16 protein-coding genes are annotated in these 18,435 nt (G+C 72.1%); 7 read left to right on the forward strand and 9 right to left on the reverse strand.

The genetic code is table 11. From position 1 onward, the window contains the following. Positions 1 to 548: 548 nt before the first annotated feature. Entirely contained in the window at positions 549 to 1,358 is an 810-nt protein-coding gene (locus tag ACZ60B_RS26680; protein WP_469391122.1) for a LamG domain-containing protein, read from the forward strand. Between the two features lie 45 nt (positions 1,359 to 1,403). Here ACZ60B_RS26680 and ACZ60B_RS26685 read toward each other — a convergent pair whose 3' ends face one another. From ACZ60B_RS26685 to ACZ60B_RS26695, 3 genes are all read right to left on the reverse strand, one after another. Further along, positions 1,404 to 1,571, reverse strand: a complete 168-nt coding sequence (locus ACZ60B_RS26685; protein ID WP_469391124.1) for a hypothetical protein — start codon at positions 1,569 to 1,571, stop codon at positions 1,404 to 1,406. 174 nt (positions 1,572 to 1,745) lie between these two features. Continuing rightward, complete coding sequence (locus tag ACZ60B_RS26690) at positions 1,746 to 2,063, reverse strand: hypothetical protein (RefSeq protein WP_469391126.1); 318 nt, start codon at positions 2,061 to 2,063, stop codon at positions 1,746 to 1,748. A gap of 63 nt (positions 2,064 to 2,126) precedes the next feature. Beyond that, the gene (locus ACZ60B_RS26695) at positions 2,127 to 2,813 is read right to left on the reverse strand and encodes a DJ-1/PfpI family protein (protein ID WP_469391128.1); all 687 of its coding nucleotides are present in this window, start codon (positions 2,811 to 2,813) and stop codon (positions 2,127 to 2,129) included. Between the two features lie 194 nt (positions 2,814 to 3,007). Here ACZ60B_RS26695 and ACZ60B_RS26700 point away from each other — a divergent pair, with 194 nt between their 5' ends. The 3 genes from ACZ60B_RS26700 to ACZ60B_RS26710 all read left to right on the forward strand — a co-directional run bounded on the left by ACZ60B_RS26700 (position 3,008) and on the right by ACZ60B_RS26710 (position 6,217). Then, the gene (locus tag ACZ60B_RS26700) at positions 3,008 to 3,946 is read left to right on the forward strand and encodes a GlxA family transcriptional regulator (RefSeq protein WP_469391130.1); all 939 of its coding nucleotides are present in this window, start codon (positions 3,008 to 3,010) and stop codon (positions 3,944 to 3,946) included. A 412-nt stretch (positions 3,947 to 4,358) separates the two neighbouring features. Further along, positions 4,359 to 4,616 (forward strand): hypothetical protein, encoded by a 258-nt coding sequence (locus tag ACZ60B_RS26705; RefSeq protein ID WP_469391132.1) that lies wholly within the window; start codon positions 4,359 to 4,361, stop codon positions 4,614 to 4,616. Positions 4,617 to 4,738: 122 nt separating this feature from the next. After that, the gene (locus ACZ60B_RS26710; protein WP_469391135.1) at positions 4,739 to 6,217 is read left to right on the forward strand and encodes a glutamate-cysteine ligase family protein; all 1,479 of its coding nucleotides are present in this window, start codon (positions 4,739 to 4,741) and stop codon (positions 6,215 to 6,217) included. A 27-nt stretch (positions 6,218 to 6,244) separates the two neighbouring features. Here the strand turns inward: ACZ60B_RS26710 and ltaE are convergent, their stop codons facing one another. Then, a complete protein-coding gene (ltaE, locus tag ACZ60B_RS26715; protein ID WP_469391137.1) occupies positions 6,245 to 7,390 on the reverse strand; it encodes a low-specificity L-threonine aldolase in 1,146 nt (381 codons plus the stop codon). A 425-nt stretch (positions 7,391 to 7,815) separates the two neighbouring features. Here ltaE and ACZ60B_RS26720 point away from each other — a divergent pair, with 425 nt between their 5' ends. Continuing rightward, positions 7,816 to 9,132, forward strand: coding sequence for a N,N-dimethylformamidase beta subunit family domain-containing protein (locus ACZ60B_RS26720; RefSeq protein ID WP_469391139.1), 1,317 nt, complete (start codon positions 7,816 to 7,818; stop codon positions 9,130 to 9,132). A gap of 11 nt (positions 9,133 to 9,143) precedes the next feature. Here the strand turns inward: ACZ60B_RS26720 and ACZ60B_RS26725 are convergent, their stop codons facing one another. Continuing rightward, positions 9,144 to 9,902, reverse strand: coding sequence for a DeoR/GlpR family DNA-binding transcription regulator (locus ACZ60B_RS26725; protein ID WP_469391141.1), 759 nt, complete (start codon positions 9,900 to 9,902; stop codon positions 9,144 to 9,146). Positions 9,903 to 9,984: 82 nt separating this feature from the next. Between ACZ60B_RS26725 and ACZ60B_RS26730 the strand changes: the two genes are divergently transcribed. Further along, a complete protein-coding gene (locus ACZ60B_RS26730) occupies positions 9,985 to 10,662 on the forward strand; it encodes an NUDIX domain-containing protein (protein WP_469391143.1) in 678 nt (225 codons plus the stop codon). 106 nt (positions 10,663 to 10,768) lie between these two features. Here ACZ60B_RS26730 and ACZ60B_RS26735 read toward each other — a convergent pair whose 3' ends face one another. The 3 genes from ACZ60B_RS26735 to ACZ60B_RS26745 all read right to left on the reverse strand — a co-directional run bounded on the left by ACZ60B_RS26735 (position 10,769) and on the right by ACZ60B_RS26745 (position 15,116). Beyond that, complete coding sequence (locus ACZ60B_RS26735) at positions 10,769 to 12,439, reverse strand: hypothetical protein (RefSeq protein ID WP_469391145.1); 1,671 nt, start codon at positions 12,437 to 12,439, stop codon at positions 10,769 to 10,771. Further along, a complete protein-coding gene (locus ACZ60B_RS26740; RefSeq protein WP_469391147.1) occupies positions 12,429 to 14,114 on the reverse strand; it encodes a hypothetical protein in 1,686 nt (561 codons plus the stop codon). Before ACZ60B_RS26740 ends, ACZ60B_RS26735 begins: the two co-directional genes overlap by 11 nt. 387 nt (positions 14,115 to 14,501) lie before the next feature. Next, positions 14,502 to 15,116, reverse strand: a complete 615-nt coding sequence (locus ACZ60B_RS26745) for a DUF6817 domain-containing protein (RefSeq protein ID WP_469391148.1) — start codon at positions 15,114 to 15,116, stop codon at positions 14,502 to 14,504. Between the two features lie 180 nt (positions 15,117 to 15,296). Here ACZ60B_RS26745 and ACZ60B_RS26750 point away from each other — a divergent pair, with 180 nt between their 5' ends. Continuing rightward, the gene (locus tag ACZ60B_RS26750; RefSeq protein WP_469391150.1) at positions 15,297 to 16,202 is read left to right on the forward strand and encodes a LysR family transcriptional regulator; all 906 of its coding nucleotides are present in this window, start codon (positions 15,297 to 15,299) and stop codon (positions 16,200 to 16,202) included. 64 nt (positions 16,203 to 16,266) lie between these two features. Here the strand turns inward: ACZ60B_RS26750 and ACZ60B_RS26755 are convergent, their stop codons facing one another. After that, a complete protein-coding gene (locus ACZ60B_RS26755) occupies positions 16,267 to 18,126 on the reverse strand; it encodes a transketolase (protein WP_469391152.1) in 1,860 nt (619 codons plus the stop codon). Between the last annotated feature and the right edge of the window lie 309 nt (positions 18,127 to 18,435).

Raw genomic sequence — 18,435 nt, forward strand, 5'->3', positions numbered from 1 at the left:
CGTACCGGCCCCTCCCCCGCCTCGGTCACCCGCCTCCGCGGGCTGCCGCCCGGGTCCTTCGGGACACCGCCTCGGGGGTCGGTCGTACGGGTCGCGGCGGCCCCGCCGCGCTGGATCACCCGAGCAGGACGCTCTCGTGCGCATGCCCTACCCGGTCTGTGACGTGCGACGCAAGGGGTGCGGGCCTCGTGTCGGGAACGCCACACGCTTCGCCGCCTTGTCGCCGCTCGCTGTGTGGGACAGTGGACGAGGCTCGCGGAACCGCTGCTCCGCGAAGCCGGGTGCCGTACGGGTGAAGCGACCGGGCGCCGGATCGGGCGCGTGGTCTCCACCGCCGTGGAGTGCCGTGCCCGCTGTCCGGGCCGGCTGTGGACGCGGAACAAGCAGGCGATCCTTATGACTTGTGGCACCGCGGCAGCCCCTTGCCGCTCTTCCTCCGCGCCGGGCGAATCGTCGCGGCGCTCTCCCGCCGAGCGACGGACCCCCCGGCGATGAAGCGAGGACGGCGCACGGCCTGTCTTCTGGCCGCGCTCATCGGCGTGGGCGCTGTGACACTGACAGCCTGCGGCAGCCCGCCCCCTTCCGGCCACCGGCGCGCGTCCTACGACACGGAGGTACTGGCCGACACGCCGGCCCTTTACCTGCGTGGCACCGAGAACACGGCGAAGCGGGCCGCGGGCGCGCTCAAGGGCAGCCGTCGTCACGGACCCGGCACCGCCGCCATGCCCAATGGGGACCCTGCCTTTCTGTTCGACGGAACCTCCCAGTACGTCGAGGTCCCCGACGACGACCGGCTCTCCGTCACCACGACCGGTGAGCTGACCGTGGAGGCGTGGATCCGGCCCGGCACGCTGACCTTCGCCAGGACCGCGAGCACCGGTTACGTCAACTGGCTCGGCAAGGCGTCCAGCCCGAACGGTCAGAACGAGTGGCTGGCCCGCATGTACTCGCGCGACAACACCGAACTCCGCGCCAACCGCATCAGCGGATACGTCTTCAACCGGGGCGGCGGACTCGGCGCCGGATCGTACTTCGAGGACGAGGTCGGTCCCGGTGAGTGGATCCATTACGCACTGGTGATCAACACCCGTGACAAGACCCCCGCTTACCCGACCGGGTACGTCAAGCTCTACAAGAACGGGGAGCTCCGCGACCAGGATGCCCTCGACGCGTACGACATCACCCCCGCCAACACCGACGCCCCGATGCGGATCGGGGGCGTCGACGCCACGTCGTACTTCGAGGGCGCGATCGGCAAGGTGGCCGTCTACGACTCCGAACTGCCTGCCGCCCGTCTCGCCGCCCACCACCGGGCCATGAACGCGCAGCACCCCCGGGACTCCGCCGCCGGAACGTGATACCGCTCGCGGCGACGGAGTCCCCGCAGCGCGGAGCCGAGGCAGTCAGGCGGCGGCAAGCCGTGCCAGGTACCGGTCGCGGAAGTCGGGCCCCGGGGGCAGGCCGCCCCGGTCGGGATCGTCGAGCCACACCTGGCCGGTGTTCCTTCCCGTGACGACCAGGCGGCGGAAGGTGTCGCGACCGCACTCCGCGATGACCGGACTCCCGACCACCGAGCAGTCGGCGTCACCTTGCTTCCCCGGTCCCGGCCACGCTTCGGTGTGCGGAAACGGAGTGGTCTGTTCCTTCGCCCGGGCGCGGACCCCTCGGCAGACCCAGGTGGATTCAGCAGATCTCCCGACCGCTCCTCGTCGACGGCGATACAGGTGGAGCCGGACGGAGTTCGATCACGTCCGGTGTTCCGGTTCTCCCCGGCGTTCGCCGGTGACCTTCGAGGACGGGAGGCGGCCGGCCTTGGAGGTGCCCCGGAGGGTGTCGCCGTCGACCGTCACGTCGAAGGCCAGGTTCAGTCGCAGGGGCTTGGTGATGGACTGCTTCCAGGTGAGCCGGTCGTCGTCGACGGTGATGTCGCTGAGGGGCACTTCCTCGCCGGCGCCGCGGGCGACGCCGACCAGGACGCCCTCCTGCTCGCGGAGTTCGACCACGGCGCCGATCTTGCCGATGGGGGTGGAGACGGACAGGTTCCAGGTGCCTTCGACGGACATGCTGATGTTCCTTCTGGGTGTGCGCGGGGGATGGTGAGCCGCCGGCCTGCGAGGGGCGAGTGTTCAGAGGGTGGTCGGCGTCGGGCCCTGGGCACGCCAGACGGTGCCGCGCCGCTCGTGGGCGAAGAGCTCTTCGACGGCGTGTGCGACGCGCGGGCCCACCTCGCGTTCCAGCAGGTACAGGCCGAGATCGAGTCCGGAGGTGACGCCGGCGCCGGTGATCAGGTCGCCGTCGTCCACGATGCGGGCGCGGACCGCGCGGGCGCCGGTGGCGTCCAGCATGTCCAGGCCCAGGTGATGGGTGGTGGCGTGACGCCCCTCCAGCAGGCCCGCCATGGCCAGGACGAGCGAGCCGCCGCAGACGGCGGCGACCGTGGTGTCCGGGTCGTCCATCGCCTGCTCCAGGAGTGCGGGGAGCCCGGTGGTCAGGGTGCGGCCCAGCAGCACCGGGATGAATTCGTCCTGCCTCCACTCGCCCGCGCCCTCCTCCTCCGGGACCTCACCGGGTTCGCCCACCCGGCCGGACGCGCCGGGCACCAGAACCATGTCCGCGCGCCTCGGGTCGAGGGCGCCGGTGGCGCGCAGCGTCAGGCCACCGGTGCCGCTGATCACCTCACGCGCGCCTTCCGCGGAGACCAGCTCGACGGTCACCGCGCCGTCCGACGCCGAGCCGCCGGCGTACAGCACCTCATAGGGGGCGATGACATCGAGCGGGTCGAAGCCGTCGAACAGGACAACCTGGATGTGCATGGACGTTCCTTCGGGGGGTCTCCATCGGGCACTCCGAAGTCAACAGGTCGCCGCCTTGATCGCCCAGTGGCAGTGGTGACAGGGTTCAACGGGATAATGCCAAGAGAGTACGGAGGGCTCGGACCTGCTGTGATACCGGACCACTCGGAGGTCGGGCCGGTTCCGCCGAGCCGATGAGGAGGTAAGTTCCGGCCATGCACACCGTCGCCGTTCTCGCGCTGGACCAGGTGATCCCGTTCGATCTGGCCACCCCGATCGAGGTCTTCTCCCGCACCCGCCTGCCCGACGGGCGGCCCGGCTACCAGGTCCGGGTGTGCGCCGAGCGCGACGAGATCGACGCCGGAGCCTTCGCCCTGCGCGCCCCCTGGGGCCTGGAGGGCCTCCGGGGCGCGGACACCGTCATCGTGCCGGGCGTCGCCGATCCCACCGCCCCGCTGTCCCCGGCCGCGCGCGACGCGCTGCGGTCGGCCGCGGCCGACGGCACGCGGATCGCCTCCATCTGCGCGGGCACCTTCCCGCTGGCCGCCACCGGGCTCCTCGACGGGCTGCGGGTCACGACCCACTGGCTCGCGGCCGAACTCCTGGCCGCCACGCACCCGGACATCGACGTCGACCCGGACGTGCTCTACGTCGACAACGGTCAGTTCCTCACCTCGGCCGGCGCGGCCGCAGGCCTGGACCTGTGCCTGCACATGATCCGCCGTGACTACGGCTCGGCCGTCGCCGCCGACGCCGCCCGCCTGTCGGTGATGCCCCTCGAACGGGAGGGCGGACAGGCGCAGTTCATCGTCTACGACCACGCCCCCAAGCCCCAGGGCTCGGAACTGGACGTACTGCTCGCCTGGTTGCGGGAGAACCTGGCCCGCGACCTCACCCTCACCGACATCGCCGAACGAGCCGGGACCAGCACCCGGACCCTGATCCGGCGCTTTCGCGACCAGACCGGCACCACCCCGCTCCAATGGCTCCACCGGGCCCGGATCCGCCAGGCACAGCACCTCCTCGAAACCACCGAGCACTCCGTCGAACGCATCGGCAGCCAGGTCGGCTTCGGCTCACCCACCACCTTCCGCGACCGCTTCAAACGCACCACCGGCGTCAGCCCGCAGAGCTACCGACGCACCTTCAGCTGACCCGCCGCTCTGGGCGTGTCGCCCAACGTCGACATCGGAACGGCCCCGCCCGGCTTCCCCACCGCGTACGCGGTGGGCCCCGGTCACTTGTATCGATACGGCGCTCGGACATCAGCACCGCGCTTACCCTTGCCGCCGTCACCCGTACGACCTTCATCCGTACCACCGGTGAGATTCGACTGGGTCGGTCTGCGGCTCAGCCCACTCGGGGCGTACGTCCTCCTGAGCGGCCAGGGCGACGACGTCGCCGACGACGAGAACGGAGCACCCCTCCGGAACGGCTGACGTACCGTCCGCCTTCGGGTGCTCCGGGAGCGGACGCCGGCCGAGACCACCGATCCACCGCGTCTTTCGCGGCCCCGCCGTGCGTCCTTCCCGGGGCCGGGCGGCACCGGCGATTAGATTCCGGAGCATGACTACACATCCGCAGCGCTTCACCGTCCTGCTGGTCCCCGCGCACGTCCAGGACGGAGGCGGCGTCGGCATGGAGGACTCGGCCGTGCGGTCGGCGCTCGTCGAGGCGACGGGGGAGACGGGCGCCTCCAGCTACCCCCGCTACTCGGGGGAGGGGATCGTGGCCGACATCGACCCCGAGACCCGCACGGTCGAGGCGGTGCTCGTCGACGGCGAGGAGCTCGACTACGGGCTGGTCGCCGTGGTCGCCGCCTGACCGGGCGACGTCGGCGACCGGGCGTCCCCGGGCCCGGCGTGCGGCTCCGTCCCGCATGGTCAGACCCGGCCCGTGGTGCGACGCTGGAGGGGAGAGCCATCCGTGGGCCACCGGGAGGGCCGATGGGACGCGACGTTCCGGCGCTGGTCTTCACCCGCGAGGACCGTCGCCGGTACCGGATCAAGATGCAGGAATGTCTCGACGTCTTCGCGCAGATGCTGCGGGAGTCACGGTTCGACGCGGAGTGGCCACAGGTGGGCCTGGAGATCGAGCTGAACCTGACCGACACCGACGCCGAGCCGGCGATGCGCAACAGCGACGTGCTCGAGGCGATCGGGGATCCCGCCTGGGACACCGAACTGGGCCGGTTCAATCTGGAGATCAACATTCCGCCCCGGCGGCTGACGGCGGGTGGCCCCGATGCCTGGGAGGATGAGATCAGGGCCGCGCTGAACCACGCGGACCGGCGCGCCAGGACGGTCGGCGTCCAGCTGATCATGATCGGTGTCCTGCCCACCCTGCAGGAGGCGGACGTCGGACCGAAAGCCCTGTCGGAGAACGCCCGGTACCACCTGATCAACGAGCAGGTCTTCGCGGCGCGCGGCGAGGATCTGCTCATCGAGCTGGACGGTGTCGACCGGCTGCGGACCTATGCGGAGACCATCACGCCGGAGGCCGCGTGCACGAGCACGCAGTTCCATCTCCAGGTGCCACCCGAGGAGTTCGCCGACTACTGGAACGCGGCGCAGGCGATCGCCGGAGTCCAGGTCGCGCTCGCGGCCAACTCGCCCTTTCTGTTCGGCAAGGAGTTGGCGCACGAGACCCGCATCCCGCTCTTCGAGCAGGCGACGGACACCCGCCCGGTGGAGATCAAGGCACAGGGAGTACGGCCCCGGGTCTGGTTCGGGGAGCGGTGGATCAACAGCGTCTTCGATCTCTTCGAGGAGAACCTCCGCTACTTTCCTGCGTTGCTGCCCCTGTGCGAGGACCAGGACCCCCAGCAGACGCTGGATCGCGGGGACACCCCGGAACTGTCCGAACTCACCCTGCACAACGGCACGATCTACCGATGGAACCGTCCGGTCTACGCCGTCTCCCGGGGCAGGCCGCACCTGCGGGTGGAGAACCGCGTGCTGCCCGCGGGCCCGACGGTCGCCGACACCCTCGCCAACGGCGCGTTCTACTACGGCCTCACCCGCGCCCTGGTGGACGAGGACCGGCCGGTCTGGTCGCGGATGTCCTTCTCCGCCGCCGAGGACAACCTGCACGCCGCGGCACGGCACGGCATCGACGCCCGGCTGTACTGGCCCGGAACGGGCGAGGTGCCGGCCCACGAACTCGCCCTGCGCAGACTGCTGCCGCTGGCGCACCAGGGCCTGGAGCGCTCGGGCATGGACGCCGCCTGGCGGGAACCGCTGCTCGGCATCATCGAGCAGCGGTGCGTCACCGCGCGCAACGGCGCGGTCTGGCAGAAGGAGATGCTGCACCGCTTCGAGGCGTCGGAGCACTGCGGCCGTCACGAGGCCCTGCGGCGCATGACGCATCAGTACATCGACTACATGCACCTCAACGCACCGGTCCACACCTGGCCGGTGGACTGAAGGAAGCCCGCCCGCGGCCTTACGGGATCAGCCCGTTGCGGCCTCGTCCAGGGTCTCCCGCACGATCCGTACCGCGCGCTCCGCGTCGGCTCGCGTCACGTCCAGGTGGAACACGAAACGCAGTCGGCCCGGGTGTCCCGCGCACAGCAGGCCACGACGCGCCAGCCGGTCCCGCAGCTCGTCGGCATCGAGGCCGGGGGCGGACTTCGCGATGACCATGCCGGTCCCGCTGGGCTCCACGGCCAGGCCCCGCACGTCCTTCAGGCCCTCGGCGAACGGCGCGGCGTGCGCGTGGTCGTCCGCGAGCCGCGTGACATGGTGGTCGAGCGCGTGCAGCGCCGCGGCCGCCAGTACACCGGCCTGCCGCATCCCGCCACCCAGGACCTCGCGCCAGCGCCGAGCCTGGGCCACGAACTCGCGTGATCCCAGGAGCGCCGAGCCGACCGGCGCGCCCAGGTCCTTGCTGAAGCGGACCGAGACGCTGTCGAAGCGGCCGGCGATCAGCCGTGCCTGCTCGTACGGGTCGCCTCCGGCGGCCACCGCCGCGTTGAACAACCGCGCCCCGTCCAGGTGGGTGGCGAGTCCGTGGTCGTGGGCGATCCGCGTGGCGGTCTTCGGGTAGTCCACCGGTACGGCCCGGCCGCCGACGGTGTTCTCCAGGCGGAGCAGCCGCGTGCGCGCGAAGTGCGGGTCGTCCGGTTTCACGGCCGCCGCGATGTCCAGCGGGTCCAGTGTCCCGTCCGCCCGGTGCGGCAGCGGCTGGGGCTGAATGCCGCCGAGCACGGCGGCGCCACCGCCCTCCCACCGGTACATGTGGGCCATCCGACCTGCGATGTACTCGTCGCCCCGGCCGCAGTGGGTCAGCAGGGCGCACAGGTTGCTCTGTGTCCCCGAGGGGAGGAACAGCGCGGACTCGAATCCGGGCAGCCCGGCGATCCGCTCCTGCAACGCGTTGACGGTGGGGTCGCCACCGAAGACGTCGTCGCCCACCTCGGCCCCGGCCATCGCCCGGCGCATCGCCTCGCCGGGCCGGGTGACGGTGTCGCTGCGCAGATCGATGGGTCGACCGGGCCGGTCGGGGGAGGTGTCGGTCGCGTTCACGGCAAGCGGGTCATCGACGGCGTCGGTGGCACGGTCGGTATCGGTGGTGGGCAGACACACACACTCTGCCACGCCCGGAGTGACCTGCGGTGTCGGGGTGGCGGACGGGCCCCGAGGCTCGGGGAGCGCGTGCGTCCGTACGCCATGGGGACGGCCGACGGGGGCGCGCGGCTGGTCCCGCTGTGCCACTTTGGTGCTCGGGGGCAGGTGCCGCACGGACCGGACGCACGGGAGGCGATGTGGGCCCCGACCAGCGAGACACCCCGCGGGACGGGAAGGAACACGGCTCGGGGCTGCGGCGCAGGGCCTTCCTGGAAGCGTGCGCGGGCGGGGGTCTCGTCGCGACCGCCGCGTGCGCCCCGTCCTCGCCCCCGAGCCACTCGGACCGGGCCGCCGCTTCGCACCGGCCGGAGGCGGAACGGAACCGCCCGGGGACACCCGACTGGCGCATCCGGTCGCGAGGTCCCGACCCGGCCGTCATGGGGTACGCGGACCGGGTGAGTGTGACCCCGGGCGAGGAGATCGGCCTGTACGTCTCGACCACCGCGCCGTCCTTCACCGTCTCGGCCTTCCGCGTCGGCTGGTACGGCGGCGCCGAGGCCCGGCTGGTGTGGTCGTCCGGGCGGATACCGGGCCGCGTCCGGCCCGCACCGCGCTTCCTGTCCGACACCCGCACGGTCCGCGCGCAGTGGCCGCGCACGACGGCTCTCGGCACGACGGGGTGGCCGGAAGGCGCGTACCTGCTGCGCCTGGACACGCAGGACGGCCACCAGCGCTACATCCCGCTGATCGTGCGCTCCACGCAGGGCGCGGGCCGCACCGTGCTGATGCACGCCCCGGCCACCTGGCAGGCGTACAACCGCTGGGGCGGCTTCAGCCTCTACGAGGGCTCCTCCGGCGCGTACGCCACCCGGTCCCTCGCCGTCAGCTTCGACCGGCCCTACGACGCGGACGGCGCGGAGAAGTTCATGGTGTACGAGCGGGCCGCGGTGGTCCTGGCCGAACGGCTCGGCCTCCCGCTCGCCTACACCACCGGGACGGACGTCCACCGCGACCCGACGGTCCTGCACGGGGCGAGCGCCGTCGTCTGCCTCGGCCACGACGAGTACTGGACCCCCGAGCAGCGCCGGCACGTCACCGAGGCGCGCGACGCCGGCACCAACGTGGCCTTCCTCGGGGCCAACACCTGCTTCCGCCGGATCCGCCTGGAGCAGGCGGGGACGGGGTCCGACCGCACGGTGGTCTGCTACAAGTCGTCCTTCCCGGCCGACCCCTTCCGTACGACGCACCCCGCCCTGGTGACGACCGACTTCCGCCGGTCCCCGGCGCCCGACCCGGAGTCGTCGCTGACGGGGGTGCTGTACGAGGGCTACCCCACGGACGCGCCGTACGTCGTCCACGCGGCGGACCACTGGCTGTACGAAGGCACGGGCGTACGTGCCGGAGAGGGCTTCGACCATCTGGTCGGCGTGGAGTACGACCGGGTCACCCCGGGCGCGCCCGTCCCCGCGCCGCTGGAGATCACGGCGCACTCGCCCCTGGTGTGCAACGGCCGGCGCAGCCACGCCGACTCGGCGTACTACACACGCAGCGGCGGCGCGGGCGTCTTCGCGACCGGCACCATGCGCTGGGTGGAGGGCCTGATGGCGGGCACGCCCGACGGGGGCCGCGGCCACGGCATGGACGCCCGCACCCGCGCCTTCGTCACCCGTACCACCGAGAACCTGCTGCGCGCCTTCGCCGAGGGCCCGGCGGCCCGGCACCGGCCCGCGCCCCGGCCGAACGCGACGGAGGTGTACGGGGCCGACGTCTGAGGCGGTGGCGGTCAGCCGGCCGGCAGGATCTCCACGCCACGCGCTGTGAGCTGCTCGACCACCGCGTGTCCGGGGCCGGCGTCGGTGATCAGTCCGCTGATCTCCTCCCAGGGCAGCACCCGGAACCGGGAGGCCGTGCCGATCTTCTCGGACGAGGCGAGCACATAGGTCTCCGCGGCCCGGGCGGCCAGGGCACGCTTCATCGCGGCCTCCTCGGCGTCGCCGGTGGTGAGCCCCGCCTCCGGGTGCACACCGGTGACGCCGAGCAGGCAGAGGTCGGCCGACACGTTCTGGGCGGCCTCGACCGCGGCCGCGCCGCAGGCGACCGCCGAGTGCTTGAAGACACGGCCGCCGAGCAGGAAGACCTCGGCCCGCGGATGGTCGAGCAGCGCGGCCGCGATCGTCGGGCTGTGGGTGATCACGGTGCAGGCCAGGTCGGGCGGGAGCGCGTGGGCGACGGCGAGGGCGGTGGTGCCGCCGTCCAGGATCAGGGCGCTGTCCGGTCGCACCAGCGCGACGGCCGCCGCGGCCACCTTCCGCTTGCCGTCGGGGGCGACGGTCTGCCGGGCGGCGTAGTCCGCCACGGCGGGGGAGACGGGGAGGGCTCCGCCGTAGACCCGCTGGCAGAGTCCCTCGGCGGCCAGGTCGCGCAGGTCGCGTCGCACGCTGTCCTCGGAGATGCCCAGGTCGGCGGCGACGTTCTTGGCGACGATCTTGCCCTCGCGGGCGAGCAGACCGAGCAGGTGGTCACGGCGTTCGGCAGCCAGCATCCGCATTCTCTCCTGTTCTTGCACGTTTCTGCGTGTAGTGTAGCGCGCCATGACCGACAAGACGCACCCCGCAGGAGACCGCGTGAGCGCCCGTCCCGGCGTCGACACCCCCGACCACCGCGGCCGTACCGGTCTCCACCGCGTCGGGCGGGACCTGGACCGCAACCCCGACGTCGTCGTCCGCGACGTGGAACTCACCTCCCAGGGCTGGCACGTCCTGCGCCGCACCACCTTCGACTACCGGCGCCGCGACGGACGCTGGGTCACCCAGCAGCGCGAGACCTACGACCGCGGCAACGGCGCGGTCGTCCTGCCCTACGACACCGAGCGCGGACGAGTGCTGCTCACCCGTCAGTTCCGCTACCCGGCCTACGTCAACGACCACCCGGACGGCATGCTCGTCGAGGCCGCGGCCGGGCTGCTCGACGGCGACGACCCGCTCGCCGCGATCCGGCGCGAGAGCGCCGAGGAACTCGGGATCGCGCTCGGCCCGCTCACCCATGTCCTCGACGCGTACATGAGCCCTGGCTCGGTCACCGAACGCCTGCACTTCTACGCCGCCCCCTACACCCCGGCCGACCGAACCGGCAGCGGCGGCGGACTGGAGGAGGAAGGCGAGGACATCGAAGTACTCGAACTGCCCTTCGCCGACGCCCTCGCCATGGTCCGCGACGGGCGCATCACCGACGGCAAGACCATCCTGCTCCTGCAATGGGCAGCCCTGGACGGCCCGTTCGCCCCGGCGACGGCCACCCGCTGACACCGCCGCCCCGCCCGCGGACTGCGGGGACCGGGTGGGTGTCGCAGAAGGAGCGGGGCCGACCGGTCGTCCCGGTCGGCCCCGCTGGTGCGTCGCGGCGCAGGTGTCAGCGCACGTCGACGTAGACGGCGGTGCCGCCGCTGTCGAAGTGCCTGGAGTCACCGAAGTACTGGATCAGCCACTTGCCGTCGGCGGTCGGCTTGCCTTTGAGGGCGGCCTTGCCGGTCGAACTCGTGGTGCCCGAAGCGACGTACGTCCACTTCGTCGAGCCCTTCTTCTGGAAGAACAGCTCGACGTGCTGGCCCTTGTACGGCCGCCACGTGCGGGAGACGTACTCCTGGAGGGTGCCCGTGAAGGTGACCGCGGCCCCCTTCGTGACCTTGGTGGAGGACGCCTTGATCGAGGACACCCGGGTGTCGACGCGGCTGAGCCGGACCGGGGCGCTGACGCTGTCCGCCAGCCTGTCGCTGCCGAGGTGGTGCACCCGGTAGTAGCCGTCGATGTAACCCCACGCGGAGAGCGTGAAGTTGCCGTAGTACTCGGACTTGGCGGTGGCCAGGCTCCGCCAGCCGGTCCGGCCGTCGGCCGAGTACTCCAGGCGCAGGGACTCCCCGCCGGACGAGTCGTCGTCGTACGCGTGCTCCAGCCGGCCGGTGACCTTGACCTGCCCGTCGGCGGCGAGGGAGGCCTTCACCTTGCGCAGTACGGACTCCTCGGGCACGACCAGGGAGCCCTCGGCCGCGGTCGTGGAGAGGTACGGATCGGACGGGGAGGCGGACCATCCGTCGACTCCGACGCCCGCGGGCGGGTCGAGCACGGCCGAGAAGTGTCCGGACGCGTCCGTGGTGACGGTGAGCGCCGCACGGTCGTTGCCGTGGATGCGCAGGCCGAGCTGGACCGGGACGCCCGCGAGACCGGCCGCGTCGGCGCCGCCGCCGGTGCTCACCGTTCCGGTGACGGTCACCGTCTGCCCGGGCAGTACCCGGATGCGGTCGGCCGTGGCCGTCACGGACGCCTTCGTCGGGGAGACCGACGGACGGCCGAACGCGCGCGCGTCGCCGTGCACCTGGTCGTCGGCCGCCGCGAACCGGGCCGTGAAGTCGGCCCAGTTCGCCATGTCGAGGTCTTCGGTGGTGAAGCGGCCCTCGGCGTCGGTGACCGCCGTGAACGTGTCGTCCGGCCGCGGTCCGCCGCCCACGTAGGAGCGGGTCACCTCGACCGTACGGCCCTCGATCGGCACCCGGTCGCCGGAGCCGGGCTCGATGCCGACCAGGCGGTCGGTGACACCGAGGCTCTTGTGGTCGTAGGTCGGCAGGCGCGTGAATTCCAGCTTGCTGTCGCCGGCCGTGTCGATCAGCGCGGGCCTGAGGGTGAAGTCGAGCGTTCCCGCCGCGCTGCGGGTCGTGGTGTGGCCCTGGTCGTCGGTGGCGCTGACGTCGATGGAGTACGCCCCGAGGTGCGGCATCGTCCCGCCGTCCTCGACCAGCTTCAGCGCGGCGTCGGCGGGCAGCGCCCAGGCCGAGCCGGTCCGGGTCAGCGCCGGCACCTCGGCGACCACCGTGTCGCCGGCCCGCACCCGGGCGGAGACGGAGGTCAGGACGGCGCCCGGCGCGTCCGTCCACGCGGTGACGGTGAAGGTCCCGCGGTTTTCCGCGGTGCGGGCCACGCCGATACCGACCGGCCCCGCGTCGTCGGCCGAAGCGGGCACCGCGCTCAGCGCGGTGGCGACCACCGCGATGGCGGCGGCCAGGACGAAGGATCTGCGCTCAGCGGGCATCGACGTACTCCGTCTTCGACTCGGTGTAGAAGTGCTTGGAGTCCGCGGCGAGGTAGGCGCCCCACGTGGCGTCCTCGTAGGCCTTGGTCTTGAGGCTGAAGTGGCCCTTGGAGTCGGTCGTCCCCTTGACCACCCAGTACCAGGTGCTCTCGCCCTTGGGCTTGATGACGAGCACGATCTGGCCGCCCTTGTAGTTCTTCCAGGTGCTGCCGGACTTGTACTGGAGCGTGCCCTTGGCGGTCAGCGAGGCGTTGCGGTACGGCCGGTTGGGCGTCATGTCGAACGACACGATCCGGGTCTCGATCCGACTGCGGCTGAAGGGAGCGGAGTTGACCGGGAGCAGGGTGTAACTCTCGCCGTGCGCCACCCGGTAGTAGCCCGCGGCGCGGCCGAGCGCGCGGATGGTGAACGGGCAGTAGCCCGCGGTGCCGCCCTGAGCCTTGGCCGAGGCGAGGTTCTGCCAGCCGTCGCGGCCGTTCTTGGAGTACTGGAGCGTCACCGTCTGGTCGTCGCAGATCCACTCCGGCTTGAGCCGGCCCGTGACGGTGATCGTGCGGTAGGCGTCCAGGTTGGCGCTGAGGTTGCTGAGCTGCCCCGCCCTCGGCACGGTGACCTCGTCGCTGAAGGGGTCGGTGAAGTCCGCCAGGTAGTCGGAGGGCCGCACATAGGTGAAGTGGCTCGTGGTGTAGTCGGCCCGCGCGTCGTACGAGAACGTTCCGTCGGCGCCCGCGGTGGCACTGCCCATGATGCCGGTGACCGTGTGGTTCCAGGGGTCGGGCGCGTGCGTGGTGGTGACGACCGGCGCGTTCGCGAAGGGCACCCAGCCGTTGGGCGTGTAGCGCTGGACGGTGCCGCTGACCTCGAAGGTCTTCCCGGCGTAGACCCGCTCCTTGTCCGCCTCGGCGGTGATCCGGTACCGCGTCGTCACGGCGTCGAGATCCGGAATCGCCTCGGCGTCGTCCGGATCGGTGTCGGCCTGGGGCGCGACCACGGTGGCGGTGCCGCTCAGGAGCCTGCCGCCGGGCGTGACGGGCAGCGTGAAGGCGCCGGACTCGTCGGTGAGGACCGTCTGCGAGACGTTGACCCAGGTCCCGTTCCGGAGCGTGGACCAGGCGATCTTCACCTGGGTGCCGGCCCGGGCCGCGCCGGTCGTGCCGGTCGCCGGGTCGAAGGTGGTGACGGTACCGCTGAGCGTCGCGTCACGGTGGTCGTAGTCGGTGTACGCACGGTCGAAGGCGGCCGAGGCCACACCGGTGTGCAGCCGGTAGCCGAACAGCCCGGCCCGGCCGTGCTCGGCGCCGCTCCAGTGCTGCACGGTGCCGTCGGCCAGCCGGAAGTCGACGTCGACCGGGTAGTCGCCGTAGGCGGCGTCCCCGGGCAGGCGCAGCGGCTGGTCCGTGCTCCAGCCGTGCTCCCAGCTGAACGAGAGCTCGTCCGTCGAGGCGAGCACGGCATCCGGCCGGGCCGGGTCGTGGACGCTCACCTTCACCCACAGCGCCTGGTTGTCCGGCAGCGCCACGGACAGCCTGCCGTCGTCACCGGTCGACACACCGGTCACGGTCACCGGGTCGGCGACGGCCGGCACCGCGCCCAGTGCGCCGATCGTGAGTCCGGTGGTGAGAAGGAAGGCAGCGCTCCGGAAAACGGCAGCCCGATGTGCGCGCGGCATGCGCATGCGGGGACCCCCCACAGGTCAGAAGGATGTGTCGGACTGATCAAGCCCGAAGACCGGAGGGTAACTTACCTGTGTGACAGCTGTGGCGCAGGGGACTTTTTTTGGGGGGCACCGGGCCTGCGCCGGTACGCACGACAGTGTTCCGTTTCGTCGACCGGTCTGCTTGCCCGGACGGCGGCGTGTTCGGAGAGGAAAGGGGTGCGCAGCCGCAGCCTGGCGGGCTCGCGCACCGCTTCGACCGGACGCGTACAGGTGGCGTAAGCGCGGCCCGTCTCCCCGTATGGATAAGGCAGTTCGGCGGCCGAGGTCGTCTGCATCCGGGCGTCGCCCAGACCCATGAAGCACTGCTCGCCACGTACCGGACAGCCGTGCCGGGTGACCACCGGCTCAGCGCTGGTCGGTCTTCCCGGCCGAAGTGCCGGGACCGGCACGTCCGTTCGCCGTCTCGGAGGCAGGGGTGGCAAGTACCGTGCGGCACTCGAGCCAGGCGTCGGTACTCAGCAGATCGCGGAGGCGGGTGAACAGGGTGAGCAGTCCAGGTCCCCATGCGTCGCGGAAGACGGGGTCGACGACGGCCAGATCGAGTTCGTTGGCCGCCGACAGTTCGGCGAAGTCCCGGCGCAACCGCGGGTCCGGCACCCGGGCGTGGCCGGTGAACCTGTCGTGGAAGGCGGCGTCGGCCCGGTGGAGAACCGGACAGGTGGCCTTCCGGTCGCATGACGCGTACAGGTACACGATGGCCTCCGCCTCCGCGCCGATCAGCGCCGCAAGGTCATGGCGACGGTCCAGCGGCAGCAGCGCCGTCGGAAAACCGTCCGTACCGTAGAACGCGTGACACAGACCGGCGAGTTGGAGCGCCGGACGGGCCTTCCACATGGCCAGCCGCGCCTGTACGCGCTGGAGATGGGCGAGGAGAGTGCCGCCGGGGTGGGCGATGCCTTCGGCACCGAACTCACGCAGCAGGGTGACAGCCCGGTCGGTCGTGGCGGAGAGAGCAGGCACGGCGTCCGTGTCCCTTCGGTGACGGGTGGGTCGGCACCCGCACGGCGCCTTCGCCGGTCCGGATCCGTACGAAGGCACCGGGTGGGTTGCCGCCCGGGCCCTGCAACGATCTTCTGGCACCCCAACACCCCAGTCAATCCTGGGAATTGCTTTACTCACCCCAGGTATAGCTTGGGTGTCATGACTCTGGACGACCTGCGTGTGTTCGTCGCCGTGTGCCGGGCAGGAAGCCTCAGCGCCGTGGCCCGTGACCTGTCCTGTACGCAGTCCGCGGTGAGCCAGCACGTCAAGCGCCTGGAGCGGGAGACGGGCGTGAGCCTGTTGGAACGTCAGCCCCGTGGGGTCGTTCCCACAGCGGCGGGGCGCATCCTGTGCGACGCCGCCGCCGACGGGATCGCCGGGCTGGATCTCGCGCTGCGCCGCCTGGGAGACCTCGTGAACGGCGAAAGCGGCTCCGTGCGGATCACCACCGGCGGAACGACCGTCCGGCACTTCATGGCCGAGGCGGTCGTCTCCTTCCGTCGGCGGTACCCCGACGTGAGCCTGGAGTTCCGGACCGAGACCTCCAGCCGCGGCTGCTTCGAAGCCCTGCTGGCCGGCAACCTCGACCTCGCCTGGATCACCGTGGGCGGCCCGGTGCGCGGTATCGAGCAGCGCCCCGTCGTGGATCTGCCCTGGGTGCTCGCCACCCGGTCCGACGATCCGCTCGCGGCCCGGCCGCGCATCGACGCCTCCGACCTCACCGGCATCCGCCTCGTCCGGCTGCCGCCGAACTCCACCTCCGGCGCCCGGTTGGACACCGCCTTCGCCGAACTGGGCGTCCGGACCGGCTCGGACACGAGCGTCGCCGACTGGGACACGGCCCTGCTCCTCGCCGAACTCGGCCTGGGCCACGCCGTCGTACCCGCCGTACCGGGCCTGCCCGCACCTGGTGAGGGCAGCGCTCTGCGTCTCGTCCCCGTTCCGGCGCTGCCGCCGCTGTCGGTCGGCTGGGCCGTACGCCGCTGGGACGCACTCACCCCGCTCGCTCGGAGCTTCGCCGACCTGGTCGCCGCGAGTTGTACGAGGACGCGCGGCCCGGCGTGAACGGTGCGGGCCCGGCAGCCCCGTCGGGGCCGCCTGCCCGGGGCCGTGTCGCGGCCGGGCCGGGTCAGCCGAGCAGGGTGCGGGCGGCGGCGGAGATGTGGTCGGCGGAGATGCCGGCGGCGTCGAGGAGTTCATCGGTGGTGCCGGAGCCGGGGAGGCTGCCGACGGCGAGGTGGGCGACGGCCGGGTGGACGCCCGCGGCGTTCAGGGCGGACAGCACGGCCTCGCCGATGCCGCCCTCGGGGTGGTGGTCCTCGGCGACGACGAGGGAGCCGGTCTCACGGGCGGCGCGGGTGAGGGTGTCGGTGTCGACGGGCTTGACGGAGTAGAGGTCGACGACGCGGGCGGTGATGCCGTCGGCGGCGAGCTGTTCGGCGGCGGCGAGGCATTGGTGCAGGGTGACGCCGGCACCGACGAGGGTGACCTGGTCGTCGGCGCTGTGGCGCAGGGTCTTGGAGCCGCCGACGGGGAAGCTCTCGTCGGCGTCGTAGAGGACGGGGTAGGCGCCGCGGGTGGTGCGCAGGTAGGAGATGCCGTCGAGGTCGGCCATGGCGGCGGTGAGGGCGGCGGACGAGGTGGCGTCGCTCGGGTAGAGGACGGTGGAGTCGAGGACGGCGCGCATCATGGCGAGGTCCTCGACGCCCATCTGGGAGGGGCCGTCGGCGCCGATCTCGACACCGGAGTGGGTGCCGCACAGGGCCATGGTGACCTGGGAGACGGCGGCCATGCGGATGAAGTCGTGGGCGCGGGTGAGGAAGGCGGCGAAGGTGGTGGCGTAGGGGCGGTAGCCGCACACGGCCATGCCGGCGGCGCTGGCGATCATCTGCTGTTCGGCGATGTACGTCTGGAAGTACCGCTCCGGGTGGGCCTTCTGGAAGTCCTCGGCGTGGGTGGAGTTGCCGACCTCGGCGTCCAGCGCGACCACGTCGGGACGGCTGCCCAGGGCGGCGAGGGCCTTGCCGAAGGCGACCCGGGTGGCGACGCTGTCGCCGACCTCGAAGCGGGGCAGCTCGACGCTCACCGCGGCCGGTACGGGGACGGGCTGGGCCTGCGGCGGCTGGGGGCCGCGCACCCGCAGGTCGCGTCGGCCGCCGAGCTCGGCGACGGCGCGTTCGGCCATGTCCTCCGGCAGGGGCTTGCCGTGCCAGCCGTTCTTGTCGGCGACCTCGCTGACGCCCCGGCCCTTGACGGTGCGGGCGACGACGACGGTGGGGGTCTCGGGGCTGTCGGCGGCGGTGGTCAGGGCCTTGTCGACGGCGTCGAGGTCGTGGCCGTCGACCACCAGGGCGCGGCAGCCGAACGCCTCGACGCGGCGGGCGTAGGCCTGGGTGTCCCATTCGAGTTCGGTGGGACCGCTCTGGCCGAGGCGGTTGACGTCGATGATCGCGGTGAAGTTGCCGAGCCGGTGGCGGCCCGCCTTGTCCAGGGCCTCCCAGACGGATCCTTCCGTCATCTCGCTGTCGCCGCACAGGACCCACACCCGGGAGTCGAGCTTGCTCAGGTCGCGGCAGGCCAGAGCGATGCCGACGGCGTAGGCGATGCCCTGGCCGAGCGAGCCGGTCGCCAGGTCGACCCAGGGCAGGACGGGGGTGGGGTGGCCCTGGAGGCGGTGGCCGAAGCGGCGGTAGGTCGTCATCAGCTCGTCGTCGTCGACGGCCCCCGCGGCCTTGAACATCGCGTAGAGCAGGGGCGAGGCGTGGCCCTTGGAGAAGATCAGGTGGTCGTTGGCCCGGTTGTCGGGAGCGTCCCAGTCGTAGCGCAGGTGGCGGGTCATGAGCACGGCCATCAGATCGGCCGCGGACAGACTGGAGGTCGGGTGCCCGGAGCCGGCGGAGGTGCTGGCACGGACGGAGTCCACGCGGAGCTGCTGGGCGAGTTCGAAGATCTGGGACAGATCGCTGTCGGGGCCGAGGGTGGTGGTCATGGGGGAGCCTTTCTCGTGCGGACGACGGGTTGGACGACGGGTTAGGGGTTCCCTCGTTCGAGGCGGCCGATCACTCCGGGGCAGGTTTTCCCCCTTCGGCGGCGTACGTCGTCGGGAGGGAGGCGCCTGGGCGATGCACGGGCCCGCACACGCGCCGGACGACGGCCGGTCGCGTCCGCGGCGCTTCGGCCCACGGCCGGTCGCGTCCGCGGCGCTTCGGCCCACGGCCGGTCGCGTCCGCGGCGCTTCGGCCCACGGCCGGTCGCGTCCACGGCGCTTCGGCCCACGGCCGGTCGCGTCCGCGGCGCT

The sequence above is a fragment of the Streptomyces sp. NPDC104096 genome, assembly GCF_055584385.1.

Coding starts and splice junctions, on each gene's coding strand:
- ACZ60B_RS26690 (WP_469391126.1), bottom strand. CDS start 2,063: ATGTCCGTCGAAGGCACCTGGAACCTGTCCGTCTCCACCCCCATCGGC.
- ACZ60B_RS26695 (WP_469391128.1), bottom strand. CDS start 2,813: ATGCACATCCAGGTTGTCCTGTTCGACGGCTTCGACCCGCTCGATGTC.
- ACZ60B_RS26700 (WP_469391130.1), top strand. CDS start 3,008: ATGCACACCGTCGCCGTTCTCGCGCTGGACCAGGTGATCCCGTTCGAT.
- ACZ60B_RS26705 (WP_469391132.1), top strand. CDS start 4,359: ATGACTACACATCCGCAGCGCTTCACCGTCCTGCTGGTCCCCGCGCAC.
- ACZ60B_RS26710 (WP_469391135.1), top strand. CDS start 4,739: ATGGGACGCGACGTTCCGGCGCTGGTCTTCACCCGCGAGGACCGTCGC.
- ACZ60B_RS26725 (WP_469391141.1), bottom strand. CDS start 9,902: ATGCTGGCTGCCGAACGCCGTGACCACCTGCTCGGTCTGCTCGCCCGC.
- ACZ60B_RS26735 (WP_469391145.1), bottom strand. CDS start 12,439: ATGCCCGCTGAGCGCAGATCCTTCGTCCTGGCCGCCGCCATCGCGGTG.
- ACZ60B_RS26740 (WP_469391147.1), bottom strand. CDS start 14,114: ATGCGCATGCCGCGCGCACATCGGGCTGCCGTTTTCCGGAGCGCTGCC.
- ACZ60B_RS26750 (WP_469391150.1), top strand. CDS start 15,297: ATGACTCTGGACGACCTGCGTGTGTTCGTCGCCGTGTGCCGGGCAGGA.
- ACZ60B_RS26755 (WP_469391152.1), bottom strand. CDS start 18,126: ATGACCACCACCCTCGGCCCCGACAGCGATCTGTCCCAGATCTTCGAA.